This is a genomic window from Paenibacillus sp. W4I10, assembly GCF_030816325.1.
Classification (GTDB): Bacteria; Bacillota; Bacilli; order Paenibacillales; family Paenibacillaceae; genus Paenibacillus; species Paenibacillus amylolyticus_B.
The window spans coordinates 2,543,543-2,568,818 of the sequence record NZ_JAUSXX010000001.1; the positions used below are offsets into that span (position 1 = coordinate 2,543,543).

Genomic DNA, 25,276 nt, shown 5'->3' on the forward strand with positions numbered 1-25,276 from the left:
GTTATGTAGTCATAGAGCATCATATGATTTTATATTATATACGAAGTTTGAACTATTGTATTGCGGAAAAATCGTTATTCTCCCTTCAACAGAAAACCCTTCTGCCGCGAAAATCTCTTCGTTCAGCAAAAGGGTTATATGATAGATTGCAGTGGTAACAGCTTCAGCCCTTCACGGCACTTCCGGCCACGCCTTGAATAATGTAATGCTGCCCCACCAGGAAAACAATGATCATCGGAATAATGCCTGCCGTGGCAGCGGCCATCATGCCGTTATAATCCACATTATTCTCCAGAATAAAGTTCTGCAGTCCGAGCGGCACGGTGTAAAGATCTTTGTCGATCAGGAACACTAGCGCATTTTCATAGTCATTCCAGTGCCAGGAGAAATCGATGATCGCCAGCGTAGCCAGCGCAGGCTTCGCCAAGGGCAGAATCAGTCTGAAGAATATACGCAAGTGTCCAGCACCGTCGATGAACGCCGCTTCCGAGATCTCTGAAGGCACTGACAGGAAGAATTGCCGCAGCATAAACACCCCAAAGATCGTGAACATTCCCGGCAGGATCAATGCCCAATGCGTATTATATATGCCGACCCATTCAAACATCAGGAACTTCGGTACAAAGAGCACCTGCGGTGGCACCATCATCATCGAGAGATAGATCAGGAACAATGTCTCCCGGCCTTTGAATTGAATCCGTGCGAAGCCATAAGCTGCAAAAGCCGAGAGAAATACAGCTCCGATCGTGCTAATTAGCGATATTTTCAACGAGTTCAGATAATAGGTGGCAAAAGTATCCGCTCCGCTCCAGACCTTAATATGATGCTCCCAGTTCAGGCTGGAGGGTATCCACTGGATGGGATAGGTGAATACGTCCGCAGGAGATTTGAACGATGTGCTGATCATCCAGATGAACGGCATAATCATCAGCAGGGCAAACCCGGACATCAGAAGTGTCAATATGATTTTTCGAATCTGGCTCAAGGACTCCATGCGGACTTTAACTTTAGGTGAATGTGGAGCTGTGGGCTTCGCATTCGCGGCAATCTGTTTCTCCATAACGATCCCTCCTCTCCTAGTAGTGAACCCAACGTTTCTGACCAAGCCACTGCAATACAGTGAAGACCATAATGATGGCAAAGAGCGCCCAGCTAATGGCAGCAGCGTAGCCCATCTCGTAGTAGCGGAAGGCATTCTGGTAGATAAACAGCGACAGGACGGTTGTACTGTTCCCCGGCCCACCCTGGGTAATCGCTTGAATGATACCAAAGTTCTTGATGGTCATAATCAGCCCCGTGATCAGCAGCAAAAAGGTCGTTGGACTCACAAGAGGCCAAATCACTTGGCGTATCGTCTGCCAAGGACGGGCTCCATCAATCCGTGCAGCCTCAATCAATTCCTCCGGAATTTCCTGCAAAGCGGCCAGATAAATAATCATGTTGTAACCCAACATGAACCAGATCCAGATGATATCAATCGCATACATGGACCATTCAGTTGTTGATAACCAGCCGGGTGGATTCGTAATACCAATCCCGCGCAAAAAACCGTTAATCGGCCCCGACGTTGGCTGGAACAGCAGCATCCAGACAAAGGCGATGGCAACACCGCTGGTGATATAGGGCATGAAATAGAGGGCACGCAGCGTTTTTTGCCAATACACCGACTTGTTCAGCGCCACCGCCACGATAAATGCCAACCCCATCGATACCGGAACCGCTAACAGAAATACAAATGTATTTCGCAGCGCCACGCCAAACAGATCATCATTCAACATCCGGCGGATATTGTCCAGCCCTACGAAATTCGTCTCCGGGCTCATGAATTTGTAATCAGTGAACATGAGATAGAACGAATAGACAGCCGGTATAATAAAAAACAACAGCACGCCAATCATATTGGGCCCAATAAACAGATACCCGAGCCTGCTCTGCCGTTTCATCCAGGATTTATGCATATGCTCCCCCACTCCTTAACATCTGTTCTGGAATTAAGCATAACAAGATGTCCTCTAACATTTAAGGAACATAACCCTGTACCTGATATCACAGAACTATGTATTTCGGCAGTGACTTTCGGGAGGAAAACAACATGGAATTGTTCTATTACTTATATACAAAAAACCGCCCCATTAGGGACGGTCTTTGGACTTATTACTTTTGCATTCTATTGATTCTGCTTCAGCCAGTCATTATGGCGTTTGACCATGTTCTGTACCGTTACTTCGGCAGTCTGGTTACCGAGGAAGAACTTTTCATACTCCTGTGCACGCAGATCAACCACTTCCTGCGCAATGCTGCGGACAAACGTAGGTGTCTCGTCACCATACAACACAAATTCCAGTGACTCCTTATCATAAGAATCGGCATAATCGCCCAGCAGATGATCAATGGCAGTCTGTTGATCAACCGCATTAGAGGAAGGCAAACGTCCACCCGCAGCCATCGGCATCATTCCCCCATCGGCGTACCATTTCAGGAACTCCCATGCGGCTTCTTTATTTTTTGACTTGGAATTGATTGCAATAAAGTCACCAAGTCCTCCACTCTTCACCATATCTGCTTCTTGTGCAGCCAGTCTCGGTACAGGGGCAAAGGCGATTTTCCAATCCCGCGGGAACTCGGTCATATTGTTTGATGTACGGATCAGCCATTCGCCGATGTTAATCATGGCAGACTCACCGCCAAGGAACATGTTTTCCACCGGCATTTTGGAAGTCAACTGCTCTCCGAGCGGAGGGGTGGTTGCATCCTCCTTCATCATTCCGTTCAATGTCTCCAGCCATTTGGTAACAAGTGGATCATCAAGGTTGGAAGTACCGTCTGCCTTAACATAGCCGTTCTTCACCAGAACGGAATCGAGCGGGTCTACATAGGAAGCGGTATGCTGCACCAATCCGTACTTGAAACCAGAAGCCTTCAGCTTGAGTGCATATTCACGGGCCTCATCCCAAGTCCAGGCTGTTGGAACGCTCAGTCCGGCCTGATCAAGCGCTTTCATATTTAGTGCGAAAAAGGCCGCATTTTTCTTGGTTGGCATACCGTAATATTTGCCGTCTACTTTCCACGATGCCGCGTCTTCTCCCATTTTCTCATCAATGTTGTAATCGGTGAACTCGCCCAGATCCAGTGCTGTCCCACCCTTGATGCGTTTATCCAGATTTGTGAGGGTGTAGTTGACATACAGATCGACGTTCTGCCCGGTGGACAGCGCCGTATCCAGCTTCAGGTTGCCATCATCATCATTCACAAACCGCACATATTCCACCTGAATATCAGGATGCTCCGCATTCCAGGTATCTACCACCTCCTGTGGACCATTCTCAGGCGGCACCGCCCCCCACATGGTGAGCTTCACTTTCCCCCCTGCCGCTCCACCTCCGTTATCTCCACCGTTCGTCTCATTTTTACCTACACAGCCGGCAAGCAAGCCCAGCATCAGCGCACCTACGATTAATCCCGTTAATCCTTTTTTGATTCTCATCTGGTCACATGACCTCCCTGAATTGAAGTGTACCTTCCGTTACATCGTAGCAGGGACCTTACTGGGTTCATAAGATACATATCCATGATTCGGATTGAACAAAAATACGGATTTACCCTACCTTGTCTAAGCACTGGGTACACATATTCCTTCTACTCATCCTGTAAGTCACGAGCGGTGGCGATACTGGCTGGGCGTGCAACCGGTCCAACGCTTGAATATTTTGATAAAATAATTATCGCTTCCGAATCCTACCCGGTAACCAATCTCCTGTACAGGAAGATCCGTCTCGCGCAAGTATTCAGCTGCTTTCTCCATCCGTACCCCGTGCAAGTAGTGAATCAGGGTATGGCCGGTTTTCTTTTTGAACAAAGCACTCACATAATTCTCGCCCATCATCACATATCGTGACATGGATTTGACGGTAATGTCTTGATCGTAATGCTGTCCGATATACTGAATTATTTTGCTAATCTCCGGATGCTTCACAATCGGCTCACGAACAGGTGTGAACGGAAGATCAGTTTCAGGCAAGGGCGCAGAAGAGACCGTAAGAGAATTAGGCAAATCAGGCGTTGATGTGAGAACCGGTGTGGAAGGTGGCACTTCAAGATGATCTGTCTCCGTCTGGGCTTCAGTCGAAGCTCCCAGTTCCGCACTTACTTTACGGAGTGTATCACGCAGTGAATTCACACTCATCGACAGCTTCAGAATATAATTGGAAGCCCCGTATTCCATTGCCCGGCGTACATATTCGAACTCCCCCATACAGGTGAGCATGACAAACTTGGTTTTTAACCCGGCCTGACGGGTCTGTTTGAGTAATTCCAGACCATCCATACCTGGCATGACAATATCGGTCAGTACCAGATCCGGTGTATCCTGTATAATCATCGCCAGCGCTTCGGTCCCGTTACCGGATTCTCCGATGACCGTGAAGCCCAGCTCTTCCCAGGAAATAATCTCTCGCACCGACTCCCGTACAAATACCTCATCTTCTACAAGCAATACCTTCCACATTCCAGATTCCCCTCTCCAGTCGTCTAGTCTGATCGCTTCTGTACGTACGGCGTCGACAATAAAAAAGGAATACTGAACCTCACTAATGTCCCCGGCTTGGTATCAATCACTTCCAGTTCACTTTGGCCTTTGAACAATAACCGCAATCGTTCCCTGAGGTTAGACAGACCGATCCCTGGACGCGTGCGGGTCATCTGCTGACGCCGGGATTCCTCCATTCCAATTCCGTTGTCTGCCACCTCCAGCATCAGCTTTCCTGTGTCTTGCCTATAAATTCCGATGTGGATCTGACCAAGCTGCTCCAGTGGCCCGACACCGTGGTGAATGGCATTCTCCACCAGCGGCTGCAAGCTCAGCTTGGGCACCAGCGCATATTCCAGTTTATCGTCAAATTCACAAGTCACCTCAAAGCTATCGCGGTAACGAATCCGCTGGATATGAAGGTAGGCTTGAACCAACTCAATCTCGTCCTTCAGGTATACCAATTCGACCTGTGAATTCAGGCTGATCTCCAGTAATTTGCCCAAGGAAACACACATCTCGGAGATCTCTTCATTCCCGCTGCGGATCGCGCTCCATTTCATTGTATTCAATGTATTCAGGAGAAAGTGCGGATTCATCTGGGCGAGGAGCATATGAAAATGTACCGCTTCCTTCTGGCGTTCCTCCGCCTTGAGTCTGTTGATCATCTGATTGGCATCATCCAGCATCGTATTAAACGTGCGTGTCAGTTCCAGCACTTCCCCACGGCTGCGGCCTTCGGGAATACGAATCTTGAGGTTTTTGCGGACAACCTCCTTCATCTTATTCTGTAAGTGCGACAAAGGGCGCGTAAACGTTGCCGAGATCATAAAAGCCATCACTACAAATGCTCCTGTGAAACCAAAAAAGGTCAGAAAGTAACGCTGTTTAAGCTCGGATATCTCTGTAAAGAGGATGGAAAGTGGAATACGATTTACCATATACCAATCCAGTGATTCGATATACACGTAGTTAATCAGCGTATCCGAGGCTGGATCGGTCAGATAAGCCTGTGCCGGATGAAGAGCTATTTCACGCGTAACCTCCGGGGAAAGCACCGATGTTTTGGATGAACTGGCTATGGTCTCTCCACTACCTGTAATAAGGTAATACTCCTGATTACTCTGGGAATCCTTCAGCATGGTCTGGAACCAGTAGGAATAATCAATGCTAATTCGTGCCAGCCCGTATCGCTTGCCGCCGCTATCTTTCATGTAAGCATACAGCGACAACAGATATGGGCTGGAGGATAACTCTCTGAGCACAGGGTTGGAATCCCGTGCATCCCAGCGATAGAAAAGTTCTTCCGGTTGAAGCGAGTGTGAATCCGTACCGCCTTTTGGAATGGTTATTTCCCCCAAACGTTCGCGGAATTGTTCCAGATAGGGGCCATAAGTCAGTGCTTTTTTGGGCAAATACGAAGTGTAAACGCTATCATGAAAATCCAGCAAGGTAAAGTACACCGAAGGATTATATAGGAAGAAACTGTTGTTGATCATCTTGAACTTTTCTTCTACCAGCGACTTGTTCTCAAGCGGCGTACGACTGTTCGGGGATGTTAGCACACTTCTTACCGCGGAATCCTGTTCCAGAAAAATGAGCGTTTTGAAGGCAATGCTCATCTGGTCCTCCAGTGAGCGGTACATCTGGACTAGTTGCTCATGGCTCTGCTCACTGATTTTCTGCTCGACCAGCGATTCAATCTGCTGATAATTGTAGACATTCAATGCACTGAACGGCAAAAGAATCAATACCACAAACGCGCCGAACAGACGATATCTGAGCCGCTGTGGCAACCAACTTTTCCAATTTGGCTTCTTCATTCCTTAGTGCTCGCTCCCCTACAATTAATGACCCCATTATAGCACCTGCCTGCCATTTACAGCCGGGGTCGAATGATTTGCATGGATTTGTGATATTCGCTGCCTGCATCCATGTGAACTACACAGATATGTTCTACTGGTCTAAGCAAGAAATGAATGAATGAATGGATGGAAGGCTAGATGGACGAGACCCTTTACCTCATACTTGATGTCTTCTCCGATACTCCGAGGGACTGATTCCTAGGGTGGACGAAAATACACGACTCAGATAAAATCCGTTCTCATATCCACATCTCTCGGCGATCTGCGTGAGGGTCAGACGGCTATCTGCCAGCAAGGCTTTTGCCTTTTTGAGACGAATCGCTTTCAAATAATCAGATGGTGTCTCTTGAAAGGCCTCCCGGAACCTTCGGGTGAGCTGGACTGGACTCAAAGCCAAATGTTCGGCCAACATTCGGAGACTGACCGCCTCTCCTGCCCACTCCTCCAACAACACTGCCGCTTCAGCCATCAGAGCATCCTCCGTGAACTTGGTTTCCATTAACCTGCTCTGTCTGCGCTCCCATTGATACAGCCGCCACAAATCCAACATCAGATGAGTTTTCCATCCTGTTGTAGGCTCATCGTTGTCCTCACTCGCCTGACGCAGGTAGGCATATGTTGAAGCCAGACGCTTCGTATCATTAATGAGGGATTTTCCGATTGGCGGCAGGAGACTCTCACCCTCTGCGGAGTTACAACGGAACAGCATATAGTGAAACGTCAGCGGTGTTACCGTCTCTCTGCGAAAAGGAACGTGGGGCGGACATAACACCAGATCAGCAAAACCCGCCTCTCCGGTCTGCCCATCAATCTCATAACGAAATACGCCCTCTTCAACGGCAAAGACCACCCAAGCATCGTAGATATCTTCTGCCAGAGCAAATTCAGCTTTCTTCTTCCAGTAGATGTGATTAAGGAGGTCCATGACACACCTGCCTTTGTTATGAAATAAAGTATATGCTCGATGATAATATAGTGTATTTGAAAAGTAAATATATAGAACTAATATGAAATTATAGATATGAAATATGAAAATCTGAGCTTAGGCTCATCCATATTCAATGAGAGAGGTGTTCATATGAAGCACGAACTCGTTAAACCGGATATCACCGTCATCGGGGGCGGGCTTGCTGGCGTATGCGCTGCCATATCTGCTGCCCGGCTGGGCCAACAGGTCGCTCTGGTGCAGAATCGTCCTGTACTCGGTGGCAATTCCAGCAGTGAAGTACGCGTATGGGTCTGCGGCGCTACCGCCCACGGAATTAACCGCTATGCCCGCGAGACGGGTATCATGGGGGAACTGTTTGTAGAGAATCAGTACCGTAATCCAGAGGGCAATCCTTATCTCTGGGACTTGATCATTCTGGAAGCCGTTCGAGCTGAATCCAACATTAGCCTGTATCTGAACACGGATGTACATGAAGTCGAGGCCACTGGGGATGGAGATGAACGCATGATCACCTCTGTTACCGGGTGGATGATGGGTTCTGAGCGCAAAATCCGATTCGAAAGTCAGATCTATCTGGACTGTACGGGTGATGGATTGGTCGGCTTTCTGGCTGGAGCCAAGTTTGCACTCGGCCGGGAAGCCCGCAGCGAATATGGCGAAGAGTGGGCACCAGAGGTGGCTGATCAGATCACGCTGGGCAGTACACTTCTCTTCTATACCAAGGATGCTGGTGCGCCTGTCCGTTATATCCCGCCTTCTTTTGCCAAGGATATCACGCAGACGAGTATTCCGATTCGCCGGGTCATTCGCAGCGGGGATTCCGGTTGTCATTACTGGTGGATTGAATGGGGCGGTGAACATGACACCGTTCATGACAATGAGCTGATCCGTGATGAACTGTGGTCCGTGATCTACGGGATCTGGGACTATATCAAGAATTCCGGTAAGTTTGATGCCGACAATATGACGCTGGAGTGGATTGGTTCTCTGCCTGGCAAAAGGGAGTACCGCCGCTTCACGGGTGACTATGTGCTCACCCAGAACGATATTATCAGCCAGCGGGAGTTCCCGGATGCCGTTGCCTTTGGCGGCTGGTCCATCGACCTGCATCCCCCGCAGGGCATGTACGCCGAAGCGAGCGGCTCGAAGCATATGCATGCCGATGGCATATATCACGTGCCGTTCCGCTCGTTGTATTCCGCGAATGTGCGGAATATGCTCATGGCCGGGCGCGACATCAGTGCATCACATGTCGCCTTCGGCACGACCCGCGTCATGGCAACATGCGCGGTCATCGGCGAAGCCGCGGGTACGGGCGCGGCGCTCTGCGCGGCCATGGGGGTGTCGCCGCGCGAGTTGTACGCGAGGCATCTGGCGGTCCTGCAGCAGACGTTGCTGCGGCAGGACTCTTCCATCATCGGGGTGCGCAGCCACGATGAGCTGGACCTGGCCCGGCGTGCCAAGGTTACAGCCTCCAGCACGCTGACGGGCATCGCTCTTGAGCAGCCTGGCGAGACGTACCCGCTGGGTACGGATGTTGCCCTGCTGCTGCCTGTGCATCCAGTGCTCAGCGGCCTGGAGCTGCTGCTGGATGCATCCAGCGATACCGCGCTGACGGTAGAGCTGTGGGATACGGGGCGTAAGGAGAACTACGTCCCGCATTCGTTACAAGTTACGGCGACTGTTAACGTTACAACAGGAACTGCGCAGTGGGTGAAGCTTCCGCTCGAATGGCGACCGGAAGAACCACAGAATGCTTTTATGATCATCCGCTCCAATAAAGCCGTCTCACTCTACCATTCGACAGAAGCACACAGCGGGGTGCTGATCTTCTTCAAAACAGAAGAAAACCATGTGTCCAAAAATCTGGAGGATCATGCCACGGATCAGCCCGTTGTATTATGGTCCATGCAAGGGTTGGCGCGTCAGCCATTCTGCTGTCGTACCCTTTCTGAGACGACGGCTTATTCACCAGAAAACACAGTCAACGGTTACCATCGCCCTTACGGTGGGCCACAGCAGTGGATGTCCCAACCGATGCAGTCTGGCCAACCGGAATGGGTCCAACTGACATGGGAAGAGCCACAAACCTTGGCTGAACTGCATTTGACCTTCAATGATGATGTGAACGAGGATCTGGTTAATCTGCATCACCATCACACGACATTCCGCGTCATGCCTGAACTTGTACGTGATTATCGGGTGGAGGTATTAAGTCGGTCTGGGGAATGGATCGAGATTGTAAATGTAACGGAAAACCGCAAAAGAAAAGTCATTCATACCCTGGATACACCTGTGTATTCACAGGCGCTTAGAGTGAACATGGATGCCACCAATGGAAGCAAGTACGCGGAGTTAATCGAGATTCGGGCCTATGGGGAGCCAAGGTTGACAGGCAAAAGCTAAACGCAAAACACATTGGAATAACCCCTGGGATTTCTCATGAATTCTAGAGGTTATTCCAATGCCTTTAAAGAGGTCTATTTCAACTTAAAGGATCTGTATATAAAAAATGCAATTGAACCAAATAAAACGATAATGAATATAACAATGGGCAACCAACCGTTGTTAGCCTCTTTTTCACTGGAAAAACCAAGGATCATCCAACTTATATACATGAAAAACAGTGTTATTTCAGCCTTCATTACATTAACCATGATACGAGCATTTGTATATTGTCTCTCTGCGTTGTCTAAATTTAAGTTCAAGTAATTATATGTATGTGGGTATTTTTCAAGAGTCGATAGACCAATCCATAATATAAGTCCGATTATTAATGGTATCCAAACGACCCCCTTTCCCCCCCACCCATCCGGTTCTCCTTTCATATTAAAGTGTATCGGCAACTCATTCGGTAATGTCATCCATTGCTGGGTGAAGTATAACGTAAAGATAATAAACAACATAAATGTCGTGATGTCTAACACTACTTCTACTCTCGTTTTCTTGATTGCTATCTTTGGACGTTCTTTGAGCTCCAATTTTGTTCACTACTCCTTCAATAATCTATTTAGTAGAGGCACTTCAAAGGAGTATAAAACAAAATAGGTGCCCTTTCAAACCAAAAGGAGGATACAGAAAACTGTATCCCCCATCCTCCGTACAAGTCCGCCTTCTTCTATTCGGCGGTTGGAACCCGTAAGCCCTCAATCAGGATAAACAACGTAAGTGCTTGTCCATAGCCCATCGGACTGATCGCTATATCTTTATAAAACTGAGCATCCTGCCCCACAGGTGTACCATAGGACACCTGCTGTACAACTCCGTGATCATCAATTTGTTTCAACACCGCTTCAAGCGCACTCAAGCCATTCTGGCGATAGGATTCATCCAGGTATCCATACCGGATTCCCTTGAGAATGCCGTATCCAATCGCTGCTGTTGCCGAGGTTTCTTTGTAAGAGGTTGGATCATCCAGCACAGTGTGCCACATGCCATCCTCACCCTGAAGCTTGCTCAGTGCTCTGACTTGAGCGGTTGCTGTATCCAGCAGATAGGCCTTTAGCCCGTCTTCGATCGGAATGATATTCAGGAAATCCATAACTCCCGCCGTATACCATGCATTGCCTCTTCCCCAATGAACAGCACCATAATTATGATTTTCGTTGAAATCCCAGCCATGATAGAACAATCCGGTTTTCTTGTTATATAGATATTTGATATGCACAAGAAACTGTCGTTTGGCTTCTTCCACCATTTCGGGTTTCTTGAAGTAAACCCCTGCTTTGGCCAAAAATAGCACCGTCATAAACAGGGTATCAATCAGAATTTGACCATCATTGGCATCTCCCGTGATCATATGTTGAAACGCACCATCTCCGGTTCGCAGCAGTCCATCCATGATCCAACTGCTCCACTCCTCACAAACATGTTCGTACTCTTTGTTTCCGGTCAGCTCGCATAGTGAAATCAAAGTAAGAAGCGGAGCACAGGTGTTCACATTTTTTTCTGGTAATCCTTCCATCAGCTTTGCATTGTACCATGATTCGAGAAATTCCAGCACTTTAGGATCTTTCGTTGCCTCATGGAGCTGAAGCAAGCCATACAGACCGACACCTTGCGGCCATTCCCATAGATGTATGTCGATTAGTCCGATGGGAAACTGTTCATTGATGCTTGTGTTTTTCATAGACTCCATAGCTTGAGATACCTTGCTTATTCTCTCCTGCAGCACCATTTGATTCAGCATGTTGGTTATCACTCCCTTGGTTTCTTGCACACGATTCAGCGCTCCATGTCCAGTAACTTCAGTTGTCCCTTCACTCCATGACCGTCATGTACGATTTCCTCTTCTTGAATATGAAAAGGCTTGTTCATTCCCCATCGAATTGGACCATATACCGGGTCTGTTAGAGTGAGAGTTAAAACTTGACTGTCGAATTGCGGGCTTGCAGAACGAACTTGGTTGATAAAAGCGTCAAATGACCCGAATTGCTGTTCGCTTCCTGCTCTTATAATCCAGGCGTTACGCAAGCCAGGGGAAATAAGCTCACGTTCTCTTGTCACCCCGTTGCTCTCCATACTCGTTCCGTTAGCCGCATATATAGCTGCATAACCCTTATCCAAACGAGCAAAATGCCAGTTCTCATGCCTTACCCATTCCGTGAAGGAGTGAGTAGGAAAATAAGCATGTGTCCAGTCAGAGTTGTTATCCGCAGGAATATCAAACATCATCAAAGCGATCCCCTCATGCTGAACAACATCGGGCAATATCCCATTCCCAGCCCAGAAGCAAGGTCGACCATCCCCATGCTTGTATATTTCTGCCGGATGATTCACCCAGATCAGCGCCTCAGGTGACAGAGATAAATGCTGGACATGCTCCTGATAACCTGGCTTGCCTGGGCGGAAGCGAATGATTGAGGATAAGGAGTATTCCTTAGTCCGACAGTGATAGAGCTTGGCGTAACCTCCCTTGCCCTGCTGATTGGCGAACACCAATTGCTGATTCTCCCCAAGCAACAGATGCTCCTGATATGCTGCTGGAGGACTGTAATCCGATAAACTCAAGGCAACATTGCTTATTGAATAATTGTTTACATTGCCAACGCCATAAGCGATCCAGCACATTGAAGTGGTTCCCGCTGAATAACCACCCAGCAGTTCCTTCTCATAGCTGCGCCCAAACGTTGTGGACAAGACTCCTTGATGCATCTGAACGGTAATATAATAGAATAACAGGTCCATTGCCTTTTTGGCTTGCTGCCTGAGCTGTTCATTATGGGCAAACTCATAGATATGCAATAGCCCAACCGCATCAATCGGAATGTATGCACTTGAATTCCATTCTGCCAATCCTTCATCCAAAAAGCGCTCAAACCATAATGCAAGCCTCTGCTCTGCTTTTTGACGATGTACTTCACCGGATTCACCACTGTTGCTGAATGTTTCATCTCCAAACAATTGTCCGGCTAACAGTTCATTGGTATGGAACAACAAGGCATGGTTCTCACTGAAGAACCACATCACATCATCGCCAGGTTCATCAATCCAGTATCGATAGCCCAGAATGCTTGCTTTTACCCGATCCCAGAACGATTCACTGAACAGACCACTATTTCGCTCATCTCTCCAAAGACGGAACAGCCCCACCAGATAGAAGTCACTGCAATCCTTTCGTTGCTCAATCCCTTCCACACCATCAAGCAAAATGCTCTCTGCTTCTTGCAGATTGCCTCCTGTTTTGAGCATGGCGATGGCCTTATGAATATTGGGACTGCCCTTCTCGGCAATGCATCGCAGAGCCAGGGATTTGCGGGCTTCAATATCCGCAGCTTGCTGAGCAGCCTCATCATAGCTGGTATCATAGGATTGGCAGCCAAACTTCTTGGTTAGTACAACATTTGAAACTAAAATAGACAGGGTGAAGTATACGTAATGATGACCGAGTTGATTCGTATGCGCCAAGACCAAGTCCGTTTCCTTTTCGGCTATGTGTATCGTCTTATTTTCGGTACCGTCAAAAAAATTGCCATACTGAATATCAACCTCTCTAACGATGTCCGGTAAGGGAAGCGGCAGCTTAAGCTTAATCTGCTCACCTCTGAAGAGATCCGAAGGAAAATAAGCCTGTTCGAGGGCTTCCTCTGCCGATATTACAGACTCCGCCAAATGAGGAGCAATAGGCAGGGAAATCACCAATTCCTCGTCTCCCAGGTATTCCACCGCAAAAGCATACATGGTATCCCGCTCAGCCAGATCCTCCCAACAGGCATAGATCTCATTGTTTCCGGCTACAAGTTCAGCTTTAATAACGATTTCCTGTTCCTTGTTACGCGTAAGTGGTGCAAAGTCCGTTACCATTTCCCCATTCACCCACAACGTCAGACTGCCATAGGTCTTAATCCGCAAAGAGGCGGTATGAGCAGTCGGAGAAATCAGTCTTGTCGCCGCGTAACTACGCAGATGTGTCGGTACAAACCAAAATCCGGATTGCTCCACCCGTGGATTATTCCAAGGAGAATACAGTGCCCAAGGCATTCCGTTCTCTTCTCCAACGAAGTCGTCTCCCGGGCTAGGAAACTCGCCCCATTGATCAAAAAATCGGTTCACAGGCTGCGTTCTCCTATGTTCTACAAATTCCTTTCTGCATGGATTCTCATGAATGGCAAAACCATCGATTAGCCAATCATTAATATCTCCCTCCATCGTTGTTGGAACAAAGGCAACAGGCTTCGTATATATGCCGCTGATCATCCAATGATTAATGACCTGATTGTGACCTAATTTCATAGGTTTATAATTCAATGTATCCATCCCACTCCGGGTGGTATCTGACATTCAACTCATCCTTTCATTCCTGAAGTAATCATACCGCTGACAAAATATCGCTGGAAAACCATAAAAACAATCAGTACCGGAAGCATCGTGATGACGGACATCGCAAGCAAACTTCCCCAATCCACGTTGTATTCACCAATAAAATTAGAAAGTGCAAGCTGAATCGTATATTTCGATGGGTCACTGATCGCAATTAACGGCCATACAAAATCATCCCATCTCCACATGAAGGAGAAGATTGCGAGCACCGCAAGAATCGGCTTCGCTATGGGAAGAATAATGCTCCAATAAATTTTCCATTCACCCGCTCCATCCATCCGTGCAGCTTCCAGTAGCTCGTCCGGTACGCTCAGCAAATACTGCCGCATAAGGAACACACCAGTCGGGGTTGCTGCTGGTGGGATAATAATCGCGAGCAGGCTATTATACATCCCAAGTGCGCTCAGCACCTTGAATATAGGAATCATGATTACCTCAATCGGAATCATAAGTGTTGAGATAAAAGCAATTAATATGATCGAGCTTCCGCGGAAGTGGTACTTCGCGAGTGCAAAGCCTGCCATGGAATTAATCAATAACAGCAGCAGCGTTGAGGACACCGTTACGATCGTACTATTCATAAAATATAAGCCAAAATCGCCTTTGCTGAATGCCGCCTTGAAATGCTCAAAGGTGACGGGCTGCGGCCACAACTTGGGAGGGAAGCTGTATAGATCGCTATTCGTTTTCAGAGAAGAAATCACGACCCACAGGACAGGCAGGAGCCACACCACTGCAGCAACAGTTAACATACTGTAGATGACAACTTTGACCATAGGCTTCATTACCATTACGTAGCCCCTCCTTTCGATAGACGGAATTGCAGAGCCGAGAATCCACCAATAAGGATAAACAGCATCACCGACATGGCACTGGCCAGACCGAGCTCCTGTCTGTTAAAGCCAATCTCATAAATATATTGAACAATATAGGTGGTATCTTTGCCCGGCCCACCACCTGTAAGCGCAAACATAAGTGGAAATGCTTTGAACGCGTCAATCAGAGTCAGCATAACAACAAGCAAGCTTGTGGGCTTCAAAAGCGGGAGCGTGATATAGCGAAACACCTTCATTCCCGTTGCCCCGTCCAAGCGGGCAGCCTCATAATAATCCGTAGGTATAGCCTGCAAACCCGCGATAAAAATGACCATGAAAAAGCCTGCACGTGACCATACTGTCGCGATGATTACAGCCGTATTTGCCCAAAAGGAAGAGGTTAAAAAGCCGACAGGTTCCACACCAACCACGGTTAACAGATGATTCAAAATGCCAAATGAATCTCCAAAAATCCACTTCCAGGTCAATCCTACGATAATGTAAGAAATCATGGTCGGCCAGTAAAATACGGCCCTGAAGAACCCGCGCATTCTAATCTCGCGCGCAAGCAGCAAAGCAATGCCTAACGCTGCTGCATATATTAGTGGGACAACAATTGCTGCATAAATCCCCGTTCGTCCGATGGTCGACCAAAATTCCCGATCTCCTATAATTTTGATATAATTGTCCAGCCCGTTGAACTTCATTGGGTTCAATCCATCATAGACATGGAAGGAATAATAGAGGCCCAATAAAGAGGGAAATACGATAAAAGTTCCAAAGATCAGGAGATTGGGTAATATAAACAGATAAGGAGCAATAACGAGCTTCCTGTTCTGTTTTGCCAGCGTATTCCTGTTTAATCGTTGTCCTTCACTCATCTGCTTGCCCCTTCCTTATGCGTTATTCGAAAGGGAGGCTTCACAGGAATCGCTAAGCCCCCGTATACGAATGAACCACATGGCTTTACGTTTATTGACTGCCAATAGCCTCGTTAATCAGTTTGGCTGTTCGATCCAGTGCCTCCTGCGGAGTTGCCTTATCGGATAGAACCTCAACAATATTATTTTTCAGGTCCGTTGTAATTTTGGATATAATGGTCTGTCTGGACCAGTCATTAGCTGCAAGAGGCGAACTGTTCTTCAGTTCATCCGCGAAGATCTCAAACATCTCCTTGCCAAATTCATAATTCAGGACAGCGCTGTCCTTCCGTGGACTCATAAACAATGACTCCTGATTATATTTTGAATTCACTTCTTTGGACGTTAAGTATTCAATAAATTCTGCTGCCTCCTGCTCATATCCACTGCCTTTGAAAGCCATCAGAAACTTCCCGCCTGGTACGGAAGAACGTTGTGTTCCTTTTGGCATATAGGTGACTCCCCATTCAAAATCGGTGATATCCTTGTAATTGCTGATCATCCAGTTGCCAGCCCAGTGGGTAGCCACCGTCCCGGAACGGAACAGGTTGTTCGGATTTTCCCCTCCGAGCCATACGGATTCAGGCATGATCCCTTCTTGATGAAGCTGCTTGAACTGCTCCATGCTACGGATTCCAGCTTCATTGTTAATCGCTGCCGCAGTGCCATCCTCTGTTAAGATGCTTCCGCCATTCTGATACAAAAGAGTGGACCATCTATGCGGTGTGACATCCCATACCATGCCATAACGTGCTCCGCCTTTGTCCATAACCTCTTTTAACGCAGCTGTGTATTCATCCCACGTCCACACCTGGTCAGGAGAGGTCGGTACTTTGACGCCAGCTTTATCAAATAAGGTTTTGTTATAAATAAGCCCATTCGCTGTGACATCCATAGGCGCCGCTACCAGCTTGTCATTAATAACATAATAAGGTTTAAGTGAGTCAATAAATTGATCCTCGAATTGGTCCGCATTGTCCACGTAAGGTGTTAGATCAACCGCCTGATTAGCAAATGATCCGGTATCCGTGACCCGGCTCAGGGCAGGTGGCTTTCCACCGGATAACATGGTTTTTAATTTGGTTTGGATGTCCTTGAAGCCAACTTCAATCAGGTTGATTTTAACCTTGGTATTGGTCTGCTCATAATCTTTAATGATTTCCTTGATGACCTCTCCTTCTTTGCCATCAGAGAACCACAGGAAATCCAGAGTTGTTTGTTTTGGATTAGCATTGGTACCTGAATTTCCGCAAGCAGTTAATACGATGAGTAACATGATCAATACCATGCTAGTGGTGAGCTTAAACGTTGTTCTTTTTGTCATATCAACATCTCCTTGGAAGGGTCTAATGAATTTTGGCTTCGTTAAGCAATTCACTTTTACGGAATAACTGTGGTGATACACCCACATATTGTTTAAAGGCCCTGCTAAAATATACAGGTGTGTTAAAACCTAGCGTCTCAGATATGGACAAAATCGGTGCATCCGTAGACAACAACAATTTTTTGGCCTCTGCAACTCTTTTCCGTATAACATAATTGCTTATGGTATATCCCGTCGTCTCTTTGAAAGAATGACAAATGTAGTATTTATTCAAATGGAGTATTTTGGACAGTTCATCCAATGAAACATTCTCCCTGTAGTTCTGGTTTAAATAATGAAGAACCCGGCTTACGCTTGTCTGCTTCTGGGAAGAACATAAGATAGGATTGGCGGATTGCTCACTGGTTGTTTTCCGGTAAATCCGCAGTAGCAATTGGGTAAGACTTAATTTGACCATTGTTTTGTACCCTGTATTTCCTGCCCCCATCTCCTCCTTGATTCCCTTAAATATAGCTGTGATATGCTCACGCTCCTCCGGAGGCCAATGCACCAATAACCCATTGGGATGACGGAATATGGACATCAGATTCTCCAATTGACTGACAGCAAGCATGTCCAATAGCAATAATTCCGTGAAATTGACAAAACTTCGCTTGTACACGATTTCTCTTGAAGGATTGATTCGGTGGGGCACACCGCCTCTGAATATAAACATATCTCCAGGCAGCGGCTTATATATTCGGTCACCGATTAGAAAGGTTGCATCTCCTTGAATAAAATAATGTATCTCATACCCATTATGCGTATGAACAGGCCATTCATCCTGAAAATTATCTGCTTCTGATCGCACATAAACTTCATTTTCCTGCAAAGCAATATTCGTCGGGGTGTGTATGGTTAGCATCAGTAAAGATCTCCCTTCCCAGAATATAAAAAGCAATATAGTTTAATAATTTACAATGATAGCGCTTTACAATGAATTGTATCACAGTTATTTCGATCTAATCTGAACTATATTGCTGTATTGTTGATCACAATTGTTGAAAATAAATAGAAAGGAATTCATAGGGATTCGAAAGATGGAAACAAAAAAACCGCTGTCCAGCCCGTAGGCTATCACGCGGTCCATTAGTATTACCTTTCAAACCCATTCATCCCAATGGTTTTCAAGAAAAATGACTTCTTTCTCATAGTGGGCCAGATGACCCTCTTCGACCATCTTCATAAAAGCGACATCTCCATCAGCCGCACGATCAGTCAGTGTTTTACACATGAAACGGATACGGGATATGACCCAATCCTTCAAATCTGCTGGAACACTCAGCCCATACGTAGCCATGAATAAGGCAATTCGTTCTTTTCGAACAGTTCCGTGCGCCTGGCTGACGTATGGCATTACACCCTTTCCGTCCATCTCTGGTGAGAAATCTGCGAGTGGAACGGATGTATACAAGACATAGGCGATATCCCACATTCGCGGACCCGGACCCGCCATATCAAAATCAATAATGCCTTGAGGACGGCCATCCTTGTACACCACATTATACGGCGCAAAATCGTTATGACATACAACTTCATCTTCAGTTATGCCTGGATATCTGTTCGTTGATACTGATGTTGTTGTAAATCCAACCGTCGCATCATGGTAACTTCTCAACAGTTTCGCGACTTCAATCAAAGATTCGTCTGACCACATATATTCTTCTAGATCAGGGTAGTCATTGCCTGGAACGATGCCTTCGAGGTAAGAGAGCGTTTCTCTCCCCTGTTCATCTATTCCCAGAAATCGAGGGGCATGATCATAACCAACTTTTTCGAGATGTAAAAGCAATTCAATCACATATGGATTTGGTTTCGCATGCCTGCGAACCGTCTCACCTATTCGGACAACCTGATTCACATTACCTCCCGATAACACTTCCTCCTGCTTGGCCACTTTCATCCCTCCTCAAGCTAAACTTCCTTGTTATGCCTATGATTACGATTTTTCTTATAACTCCCTGGGAATCCCGCGACCAATAGTATGAATCCAACGAAGAACATGAAGTATACGAGTAAACCTGTTGGATGCTCGTTCATCTGAGCAAACAGGGGTACGCTGGTCCCTCCTGAAGCGTATCCTGCTTCTACTATAGCGACAGAGACTCGTGTTGAAATTCTCTCCATCGTTGAAATAAACACACTGCCAAGCATGAGGACTACACCCAAAATCTTGTTAATATTATTCATTTCATGCCTCCTTGATTAACCGTCCACTTTTTATGAGGTTATCTACTTAATGTCTTTCGATTCTCTATTCCATATTCCTGCATGTTATATTCACGGTCCGTTCCTGTATCATCATATCAAATAGCGGCGTCATCACTGACGCCGCTGTTGACGCTCTCTGAATAAGTTACGTAGCTACCACTTGGTGCAGATCCATACTATTTTCGAAAAAGGCTGACCGTCCAACATAATACAGATCATACATCTGTTCATTCATATTAATCCGTTGATATACATCTGGATACACATCATTGGCTAACTTCACATAAGGCAGTTTTTGTACCGCTTTTCTGGATCTTATATTCTGCTTGCGTATCTTCATAAATACCGTTTCAATCCCATGTTCCAGAAACAATTCAACAAAAAAGGCTGATTTGGCTCTTTGGCTATACCCATTTCCAAAAAACGGTGATCCGATCCAAGTGGCTAAAAAACCGGTTTGATGCTCAATATGATATAAATCAATGGTTCCAATAGGCTGCCCTGTTTCATTCAAAATCGTTCGGGAAATCACCGTTTTTTGTTCTTCTTCAGCCATCAATTGTTTAGTCAGGAATAGATATTCCTCATACGATTGGCATGCATAACGAACGTAGGGAAAAACTGCGGGGTCCATCATTAAGCTGTACAGTGAATGGCATTCCTGCAAATCACGTTTTTTTAACATTCTGTCTACCACCTAGTCCTTTTAGTTCGCTATATCAAGCAAATTAAGTATATAAAAGCTATTGTGGGATTTAATGAATTCTGTATGTCGCTTATGTAAAATGCATTGGTAAATGTTGTTCAAATTTATCTCCGGGTAGCATAAAAAACGGCATGTCCCTTTTGAAGGAACACGCCGTTTACACGGATACAGATAGACAGTAAACTATTGCATACCCTGCATGATCGCATTAATGATACTTTGCTGAGTCACGGTATTGTTCGAACGGTTAAATAAGGCGAATCCATGTTGACCGTTATGCCCGTTATCCCAATAAACAGGAACCATTTTGTATTTTTTAGCTTTTGCTGTAACTGCTTTGGCATATGCTGCACGATATACATTGTTGGTTGAATCATACGATGTTTTGTCAATTGAACCGAATTCACCAATCACTACAGGATAGCCTTGAGTGACAAATTTATCGTACATGGACTTGAACTGTGATTCCAAGTAATCCTCTTGTCCCCAAGTAGATTTCTTTGCAGGATTCGTAGCCGTTGCACCCCACTGCGTGATATTACCGTTTTCCTCACCTGCGAAATCCCATGGAGAGTAGTAGTGTGCCGAGATCATAATTCTTTTCTGCGAACTAGGAATGGCCGAGGATCTGAAATTATCTGTCGGGAGCACAAAGCCATAATTACCTACGGTGAAGTCAATATTGGTATTCCAACCTGGAATCAGCAACCATCTGGCATTGTTATTGCCTCCAGTTTGACGAACCGTATCCACAAAGATCTGATTGTAAGCATTCAGGTTGGCGTAATACGCCGAGTTCGGATTGCCATAGTTGCCATCAAAAACTTCGTTCATGGATTCGAAAATAAGGCGATCATTGTAGTTGCTAAACTTGGTGGCAATCTGCTGCCACACTTTCTTATATTTTTCCTTAATGGCAGTCTGATTGCCACCATTCACAAGCAGCCATCCACCCTGTACGGAATTATACCCATCACCATGAATATTGATGATGACATACATACCTTCATTGTACGCATAATCCACAACTTGCTGAATTCGATTCAACCATGCCGCATTAATTGTATAATTGGGAGCGCTTCCAATGTTATTCAAATAGGAGATGGGAATACGAATAGACTTGAAGCCCGCAGCTTTCACTTTTTGGATCAGCGCCGGAGTCACCGTAGGATTGCCCCAAGCTGTCTCACTCGGTGTGCCATTTACCGCTGCTTCCAGCTGATTGCCCAGATTCCAACCTGCACCCATCTCAGCCACCACTTGCGAAGCGTCTGCTGCTGATGCTTTGGGGCTCCATCCGGTAAAAGCCACGGCAGCCACTAACACAAGCGCCAAGCTGCTGATGCTGAATTTCTTCCATTTTTTGAACATAACCATACCTCCGCTTATTCTATTATTTTTAACAAGCAGTGCAGTTAATCTATTGATTCAGATTGAATGATTCGAGAATTCGCGCCTCCTTTCCTATCGATCAAACAAATGAAAATTTCGTCTGGCACCAACATAATAACACATATATGGAAAATAAAGCGATATCTTTATTGCTCTTTTTTGACTATTTACTACAAAATAATCCATCTATCCGTTTAATTTAATTGCTTGAATGTGTTCTCTATCAAAATCAATAATCATGATGTGATCGCGCAGGATATTATCTCCGCAAGATATTGTTGCACCGTAGTCGGCTATACTGTTAAATGTGATATCTACACGATAGACTTCAATCTCATTAAACCAATTCTGATGTACTTTTTCCTGAAGTTCATTCTCATAATATTCTCGAAAGACAGTCTCACAAGTTGAAAACCACTTAATGTAATCTTCTATTTTATCATCAATTGAAACTAACGGTGTATTAGAGGACACATATATTCGGACGTCATTTAAATCCTCATCCTGTATGCAATGTTCAAATATTTGCAATGTATTTTGCAGAGTGTAACACCGGTAACTCTCATCACTCTCTTCTTCAAGCTCAATGAAATCATTTAACAATATGATCTTGCTCCTCTCCATGCATATTAAAATAGCTCATTTAACCACTTTACGAATTTTTCTTTCTCCTCGAACTGTGGGTAATGCGCCGACTCGTTAAATACAACGAAATCTTTGATCGGTGCATCCAATACGTCAAAATAATCACGTGCTGCATTCGCAGTAGTCATATAATCATATTTACCAGTTACAAAATAGGTAGGAATCTCCAGATGATCAACAATATCAGGTAAATTTTGATCAAATGCTTCCTTCAGTAAGATGTCTTGTGAACTGAACATCCCTGTATAAAAGCGAATCATATCCAGCCCATTGTATTCGGGATTTAAAAGGAATCCTGAAATATAATCTCTATTCTCATGGATGAGCCTGGCTGCACCACCGTACTTTTGCAACAAAATTCTAGGCGTAAGGTCCTTTCCTTGCTCGATCGAGCTGCGAATTAGCTCTAGTTTTTTAACGTCCTCTGCATTACCGGCTTGTTTCGCTTGCTCGTACGTGTACTCCAAACTTTCCAGTTCGCTCTGAAGTGTATTAGCCATCTGTCCAATGCCTATATAAGCGTGAAACTGAGTGGGTGCTTTAGCCGCAGCTTTCATCCCGATGTATGTACCAAATGAATGACCGATTAATATAACCTTCTCTTGACCTAACTCTTTAGATACATAATCCCTTAACGCTAACAAATCATCTACTAATACATCTGTTGTTAGATTTGAGTAATCCTCAAAAAAGTGATAGGACTTCCCACTCCCACGTTGATCATAATGCACCACCGTGAAGTATTGCTCAAGCTCTTTCTGATACTTCCTTACGTATGGAATCTCCGAGCATCCCGGCCCACCATGCACAAAAATCAGGATAGGGTTAGTCCAATCAACACCTCTGATCATGACTTCATGCCCTGTACCGTTAATTTCGACCTGCTCTAACATGCTAATGCTGTTTTCACCTTTAATTTTCGGTGTCCATGTGGGAAATATCAGAGCTACTATAACCATTAAAATAATACTAAGTATGCTGTATTTGAGTGTTTTACGTATTTTTTTGCGCATGTAATGCTCCTTAAATATAAGTTTCATTTGTAATTCTACCAACGGTTCCTCTATCGTAACGGATACAACAATTCAACGGGTTCTATCATCAGCTCTTCTTGGAAGATGTAATTGTGATCGGCTCCTACGATACAGAGGATTCGTTTTCCTGGATGAGCTTCAATTGTATTTTTGACTCTTTGAATCATAATCTGATTACGGACCACCCAGCGAAAGTTCTGTGCCTTCGCGTTTACCTGATGCAACCATTCATACTTTTGTCTGGTTACACGATCGAACTCCTTTGAATTAAAAGGAATCTCGCCAAACTGATATGTCTCCATTTGCTCTGCAAACCAATGATCATCCCGTTGTTCAAGTTCTTGGCGTTCCACGCCCGAATAACCGTTGAATGGATCAAATGCATTCCACACATCTAATTCAAACCAATCTATAGGGACAAATGGGATGTTATGCTCCTCGCATAAAGGGAAGACCAATTCCCAATACTCACTGGCTGGTTCTCCCCAGTATCCTCTATCATGTTTGTCCTTCAGATACCTCAACCAACTCTGCGGATGAACTTCACCACAAATGAGATCTGGTTTAAACTCAGTAATCACATCCTTGTAAAGAGAAAGGGAACAATGATATCGCTCCCTGAGTTCTGGATTATGAATGGTTCCGAGTATCCCAACCGTTGTCATGTGCCCAGCTCCTTTATCATGTGTATATCGTTCGGCTCTTTGTCATAAAGTTCTTGATCAATCTCGCTTGCAATCTGACTGCCCTGACTTCTATAAAAGGATACCGCTGATCTCGTCTCTGTGGAGGAGATATACAGATACTGTGCGCCACGTTTCTTAGCCTCTTCACCTAACTCGTTTAGAATACATTTTCCAACGCCTTGTCTTCTGTACCCGCGTGAGACATACATCAAGTCAACTTGTAATTGATTTCGTTCTTTTCCTCTATATTGATGTGCCAGCACACCAAATCCGATTAATTGATCGTCAGCAAACGCGCCATATGCCATGCCACCTTGTTCTAATTCATAGACATATCGATTTTGAATCTCTTTCAAAAGCATCTCATCCCAGTTTGAGCACTCATGATTTTGTTCAAGCTCAACCAATCGGTTCTCTCTCATTTCATAGATGAGATCAATATGTTCCGAGCGATCTATTTCCTGCAGCTGATTCACATCATCAAGGGTCAACATTCTATACGTTATCATGGTCGTTTCCATCCATTCTTTCCTAAGTTATTTCTAAAATCCTATGGCTTTATTGATCGAAGTCTGTATTTATCAAAGACCCTTTTATCGTACAAAATAGTGTATTCCTTGTTCTCTTCAATTAGTTTAGATATATCCATTGGAACGGCTATTGTTCTTTCAAGATTATTAAAATTAATTACAGTCATTTCATTTTCACTAATCTTTTGAACAGTAACTGCTTCAAAAATTGAAGTTCGAAAGGAATCCCATAACAAAATTAAAAGCAATAAAAGTAATAGTGACATGATGAGTCCCTTATTCTTATTCACTAATTCTTTTCATCTCCTTTAGTTTCAAAATAGAGTTCCTCCAACTAAAACTAGCTTATTTTAATTACTGGTAACTCATTCAAATGATTTATTTCAATGGTGTATTTCTTAAGCTCATAGTTCTCAAGTCCATCCCATCTGTCTGAGAAACGATAAAACATATCTCCGAAGTTCATCCCTTCAGGTAATACATCCACAAGCTTTATTTCATCAATTTCAGACTCCGGTAAGCTCTCCAGCAATTTAACCTCAGCATAAGAAACCATACCAAAGCTCCCATTCCATTCATATACACCATAAGGTATTAATTCGAAGCGTACTGCCCCTGTCTCTTCATAGAGTTCTCGACTTGCCGTGTGTAAAAGTGTTTCCCCTATTTCTTTGTTGCCTCCTGGGATTTCCCAACCTCCTCTTTTCCTATTTTTGATAATGATGAATTTATGGTTATATTTAGCGATTATCACTGCAAATTTGATTAACGCTGGATCAAGTTCATCTAGATCAAACCATTGGCTCATGTTATCTC

General features: G+C 45.2%; 23 protein-coding genes. 1 reads left to right on the forward strand and 22 read right to left on the reverse strand.

Annotated elements, in window-relative coordinates; all coding sequences use genetic code 11:
- Window positions 1-163: 163 nt before the first annotated feature.
- From QF049_RS11115 to QF049_RS11140, 6 genes are all read right to left on the reverse strand, one after another.
- A complete protein-coding gene (locus QF049_RS11115; RefSeq protein WP_373428229.1) occupies window positions 164-1,060 on the reverse strand; it encodes a carbohydrate ABC transporter permease in 897 nt (298 codons plus the stop codon).
- 16 nt (window positions 1,061-1,076) lie between these two features.
- Window positions 1,077-1,958, reverse strand: a complete 882-nt coding sequence (locus QF049_RS11120) for a carbohydrate ABC transporter permease (RefSeq protein ID WP_076249702.1) — start codon at window positions 1,956-1,958, stop codon at window positions 1,077-1,079.
- Window positions 1,959-2,167: 209 nt separating this feature from the next.
- Window positions 2,168-3,484 (reverse strand): ABC transporter substrate-binding protein, encoded by a 1,317-nt coding sequence (locus tag QF049_RS11125; RefSeq protein ID WP_307537391.1) that lies wholly within the window; start codon window positions 3,482-3,484, stop codon window positions 2,168-2,170.
- A 168-nt stretch (window positions 3,485-3,652) separates the two neighbouring features.
- Window positions 3,653-4,504 (reverse strand): response regulator transcription factor, encoded by an 852-nt coding sequence (locus tag QF049_RS11130; protein ID WP_307537393.1) that lies wholly within the window; start codon window positions 4,502-4,504, stop codon window positions 3,653-3,655.
- 23 nt (window positions 4,505-4,527) lie between these two features.
- Window positions 4,528-6,348, reverse strand: a complete 1,821-nt coding sequence (locus tag QF049_RS11135; RefSeq protein ID WP_307537395.1) for a cache domain-containing sensor histidine kinase — start codon at window positions 6,346-6,348, stop codon at window positions 4,528-4,530.
- Between the two features lie 199 nt (window positions 6,349-6,547).
- Window positions 6,548-7,315: a helix-turn-helix domain-containing protein gene (locus tag QF049_RS11140; protein WP_307537397.1), complete on the reverse strand. Its 768-nt coding sequence runs from the start codon at window positions 7,313-7,315 to the stop codon at window positions 6,548-6,550.
- Between the two features lie 153 nt (window positions 7,316-7,468).
- On the opposite strand from QF049_RS11140, the gene QF049_RS11145 reads away from it, so the two are divergent.
- Window positions 7,469-9,745 (forward strand): FAD-dependent oxidoreductase, encoded by a 2,277-nt coding sequence (locus QF049_RS11145; RefSeq protein ID WP_307537399.1) that lies wholly within the window; start codon window positions 7,469-7,471, stop codon window positions 9,743-9,745.
- A gap of 74 nt (window positions 9,746-9,819) precedes the next feature.
- Here QF049_RS11145 and QF049_RS11150 read toward each other — a convergent pair whose 3' ends face one another.
- The 16 genes from QF049_RS11150 to QF049_RS11225 form a co-directional block, all read right to left on the reverse strand.
- Entirely contained in the window at window positions 9,820-10,320 is a 501-nt protein-coding gene (locus QF049_RS11150; protein ID WP_307537401.1) for a DUF1648 domain-containing protein, read from the reverse strand.
- Window positions 10,321-10,457: 137 nt separating this feature from the next.
- Window positions 10,458-11,528 (reverse strand): beta-galactosidase BglB, encoded by a 1,071-nt coding sequence (gene bglB / locus QF049_RS11155; RefSeq protein WP_307537403.1) that lies wholly within the window; start codon window positions 11,526-11,528, stop codon window positions 10,458-10,460.
- Between the two features lie 35 nt (window positions 11,529-11,563).
- Window positions 11,564-14,071, reverse strand: a complete 2,508-nt coding sequence (locus tag QF049_RS11160; protein WP_307537405.1) for a hypothetical protein — start codon at window positions 14,069-14,071, stop codon at window positions 11,564-11,566.
- A 53-nt stretch (window positions 14,072-14,124) separates the two neighbouring features.
- Window positions 14,125-14,943: a carbohydrate ABC transporter permease gene (locus tag QF049_RS11165; RefSeq protein WP_373428342.1), complete on the reverse strand. Its 819-nt coding sequence runs from the start codon at window positions 14,941-14,943 to the stop codon at window positions 14,125-14,127.
- A gap of 5 nt (window positions 14,944-14,948) precedes the next feature.
- Window positions 14,949-15,854, reverse strand: coding sequence for a carbohydrate ABC transporter permease (locus QF049_RS11170; RefSeq protein WP_105598307.1), 906 nt, complete (start codon window positions 15,852-15,854; stop codon window positions 14,949-14,951).
- Between the two features lie 91 nt (window positions 15,855-15,945).
- On the reverse strand, window positions 15,946-17,217 hold the full coding sequence (locus tag QF049_RS11175; protein ID WP_307537411.1) for an ABC transporter substrate-binding protein: 1,272 nt from the start codon (window positions 17,215-17,217) through the stop codon (window positions 15,946-15,948).
- A 22-nt stretch (window positions 17,218-17,239) separates the two neighbouring features.
- Entirely contained in the window at window positions 17,240-18,121 is an 882-nt protein-coding gene (locus tag QF049_RS11180) for an AraC family transcriptional regulator (protein ID WP_307537413.1), read from the reverse strand.
- Window positions 18,122-18,358: 237 nt separating this feature from the next.
- The gene (locus QF049_RS11185; RefSeq protein WP_307537415.1) at window positions 18,359-19,159 is read right to left on the reverse strand and encodes a phosphotransferase; all 801 of its coding nucleotides are present in this window, start codon (window positions 19,157-19,159) and stop codon (window positions 18,359-18,361) included.
- A gap of 11 nt (window positions 19,160-19,170) precedes the next feature.
- Window positions 19,171-19,446 carry a hypothetical protein gene (locus QF049_RS11190; protein ID WP_307537417.1) on the reverse strand — a complete coding sequence of 92 codons (276 nt, stop codon included), beginning with the start codon at window positions 19,444-19,446 and terminating at the stop codon, window positions 19,171-19,173.
- A gap of 166 nt (window positions 19,447-19,612) precedes the next feature.
- Window positions 19,613-20,152: a GNAT family N-acetyltransferase gene (locus QF049_RS11195; protein WP_307537419.1), complete on the reverse strand. Its 540-nt coding sequence runs from the start codon at window positions 20,150-20,152 to the stop codon at window positions 19,613-19,615.
- A 204-nt stretch (window positions 20,153-20,356) separates the two neighbouring features.
- Window positions 20,357-21,544 (reverse strand): glycoside hydrolase family 5 protein, encoded by a 1,188-nt coding sequence (locus QF049_RS11200; RefSeq protein ID WP_307537421.1) that lies wholly within the window; start codon window positions 21,542-21,544, stop codon window positions 20,357-20,359.
- Window positions 21,545-21,751: 207 nt separating this feature from the next.
- Complete coding sequence (locus tag QF049_RS11205; protein WP_307537423.1) at window positions 21,752-22,168, reverse strand: hypothetical protein; 417 nt, start codon at window positions 22,166-22,168, stop codon at window positions 21,752-21,754.
- Between the two features lie 26 nt (window positions 22,169-22,194).
- Complete coding sequence (locus QF049_RS11210) at window positions 22,195-23,223, reverse strand: alpha/beta fold hydrolase (protein ID WP_307537425.1); 1,029 nt, start codon at window positions 23,221-23,223, stop codon at window positions 22,195-22,197.
- A 50-nt stretch (window positions 23,224-23,273) separates the two neighbouring features.
- Window positions 23,274-23,909, reverse strand: coding sequence for a hypothetical protein (locus QF049_RS11215; RefSeq protein ID WP_307537427.1), 636 nt, complete (start codon window positions 23,907-23,909; stop codon window positions 23,274-23,276).
- On the reverse strand, window positions 23,906-24,424 hold the full coding sequence (locus QF049_RS11220) for a GNAT family N-acetyltransferase (protein ID WP_307537429.1): 519 nt from the start codon (window positions 24,422-24,424) through the stop codon (window positions 23,906-23,908). Before QF049_RS11220 ends, QF049_RS11215 begins: the two co-directional genes overlap by 4 nt.
- Before the next feature lie 376 nt (window positions 24,425-24,800).
- Window positions 24,801-25,268, reverse strand: a complete 468-nt coding sequence (locus QF049_RS11225; protein WP_105598302.1) for an NUDIX domain-containing protein — start codon at window positions 25,266-25,268, stop codon at window positions 24,801-24,803.
- Window positions 25,269-25,276: the final 8 nt, after the last annotated feature.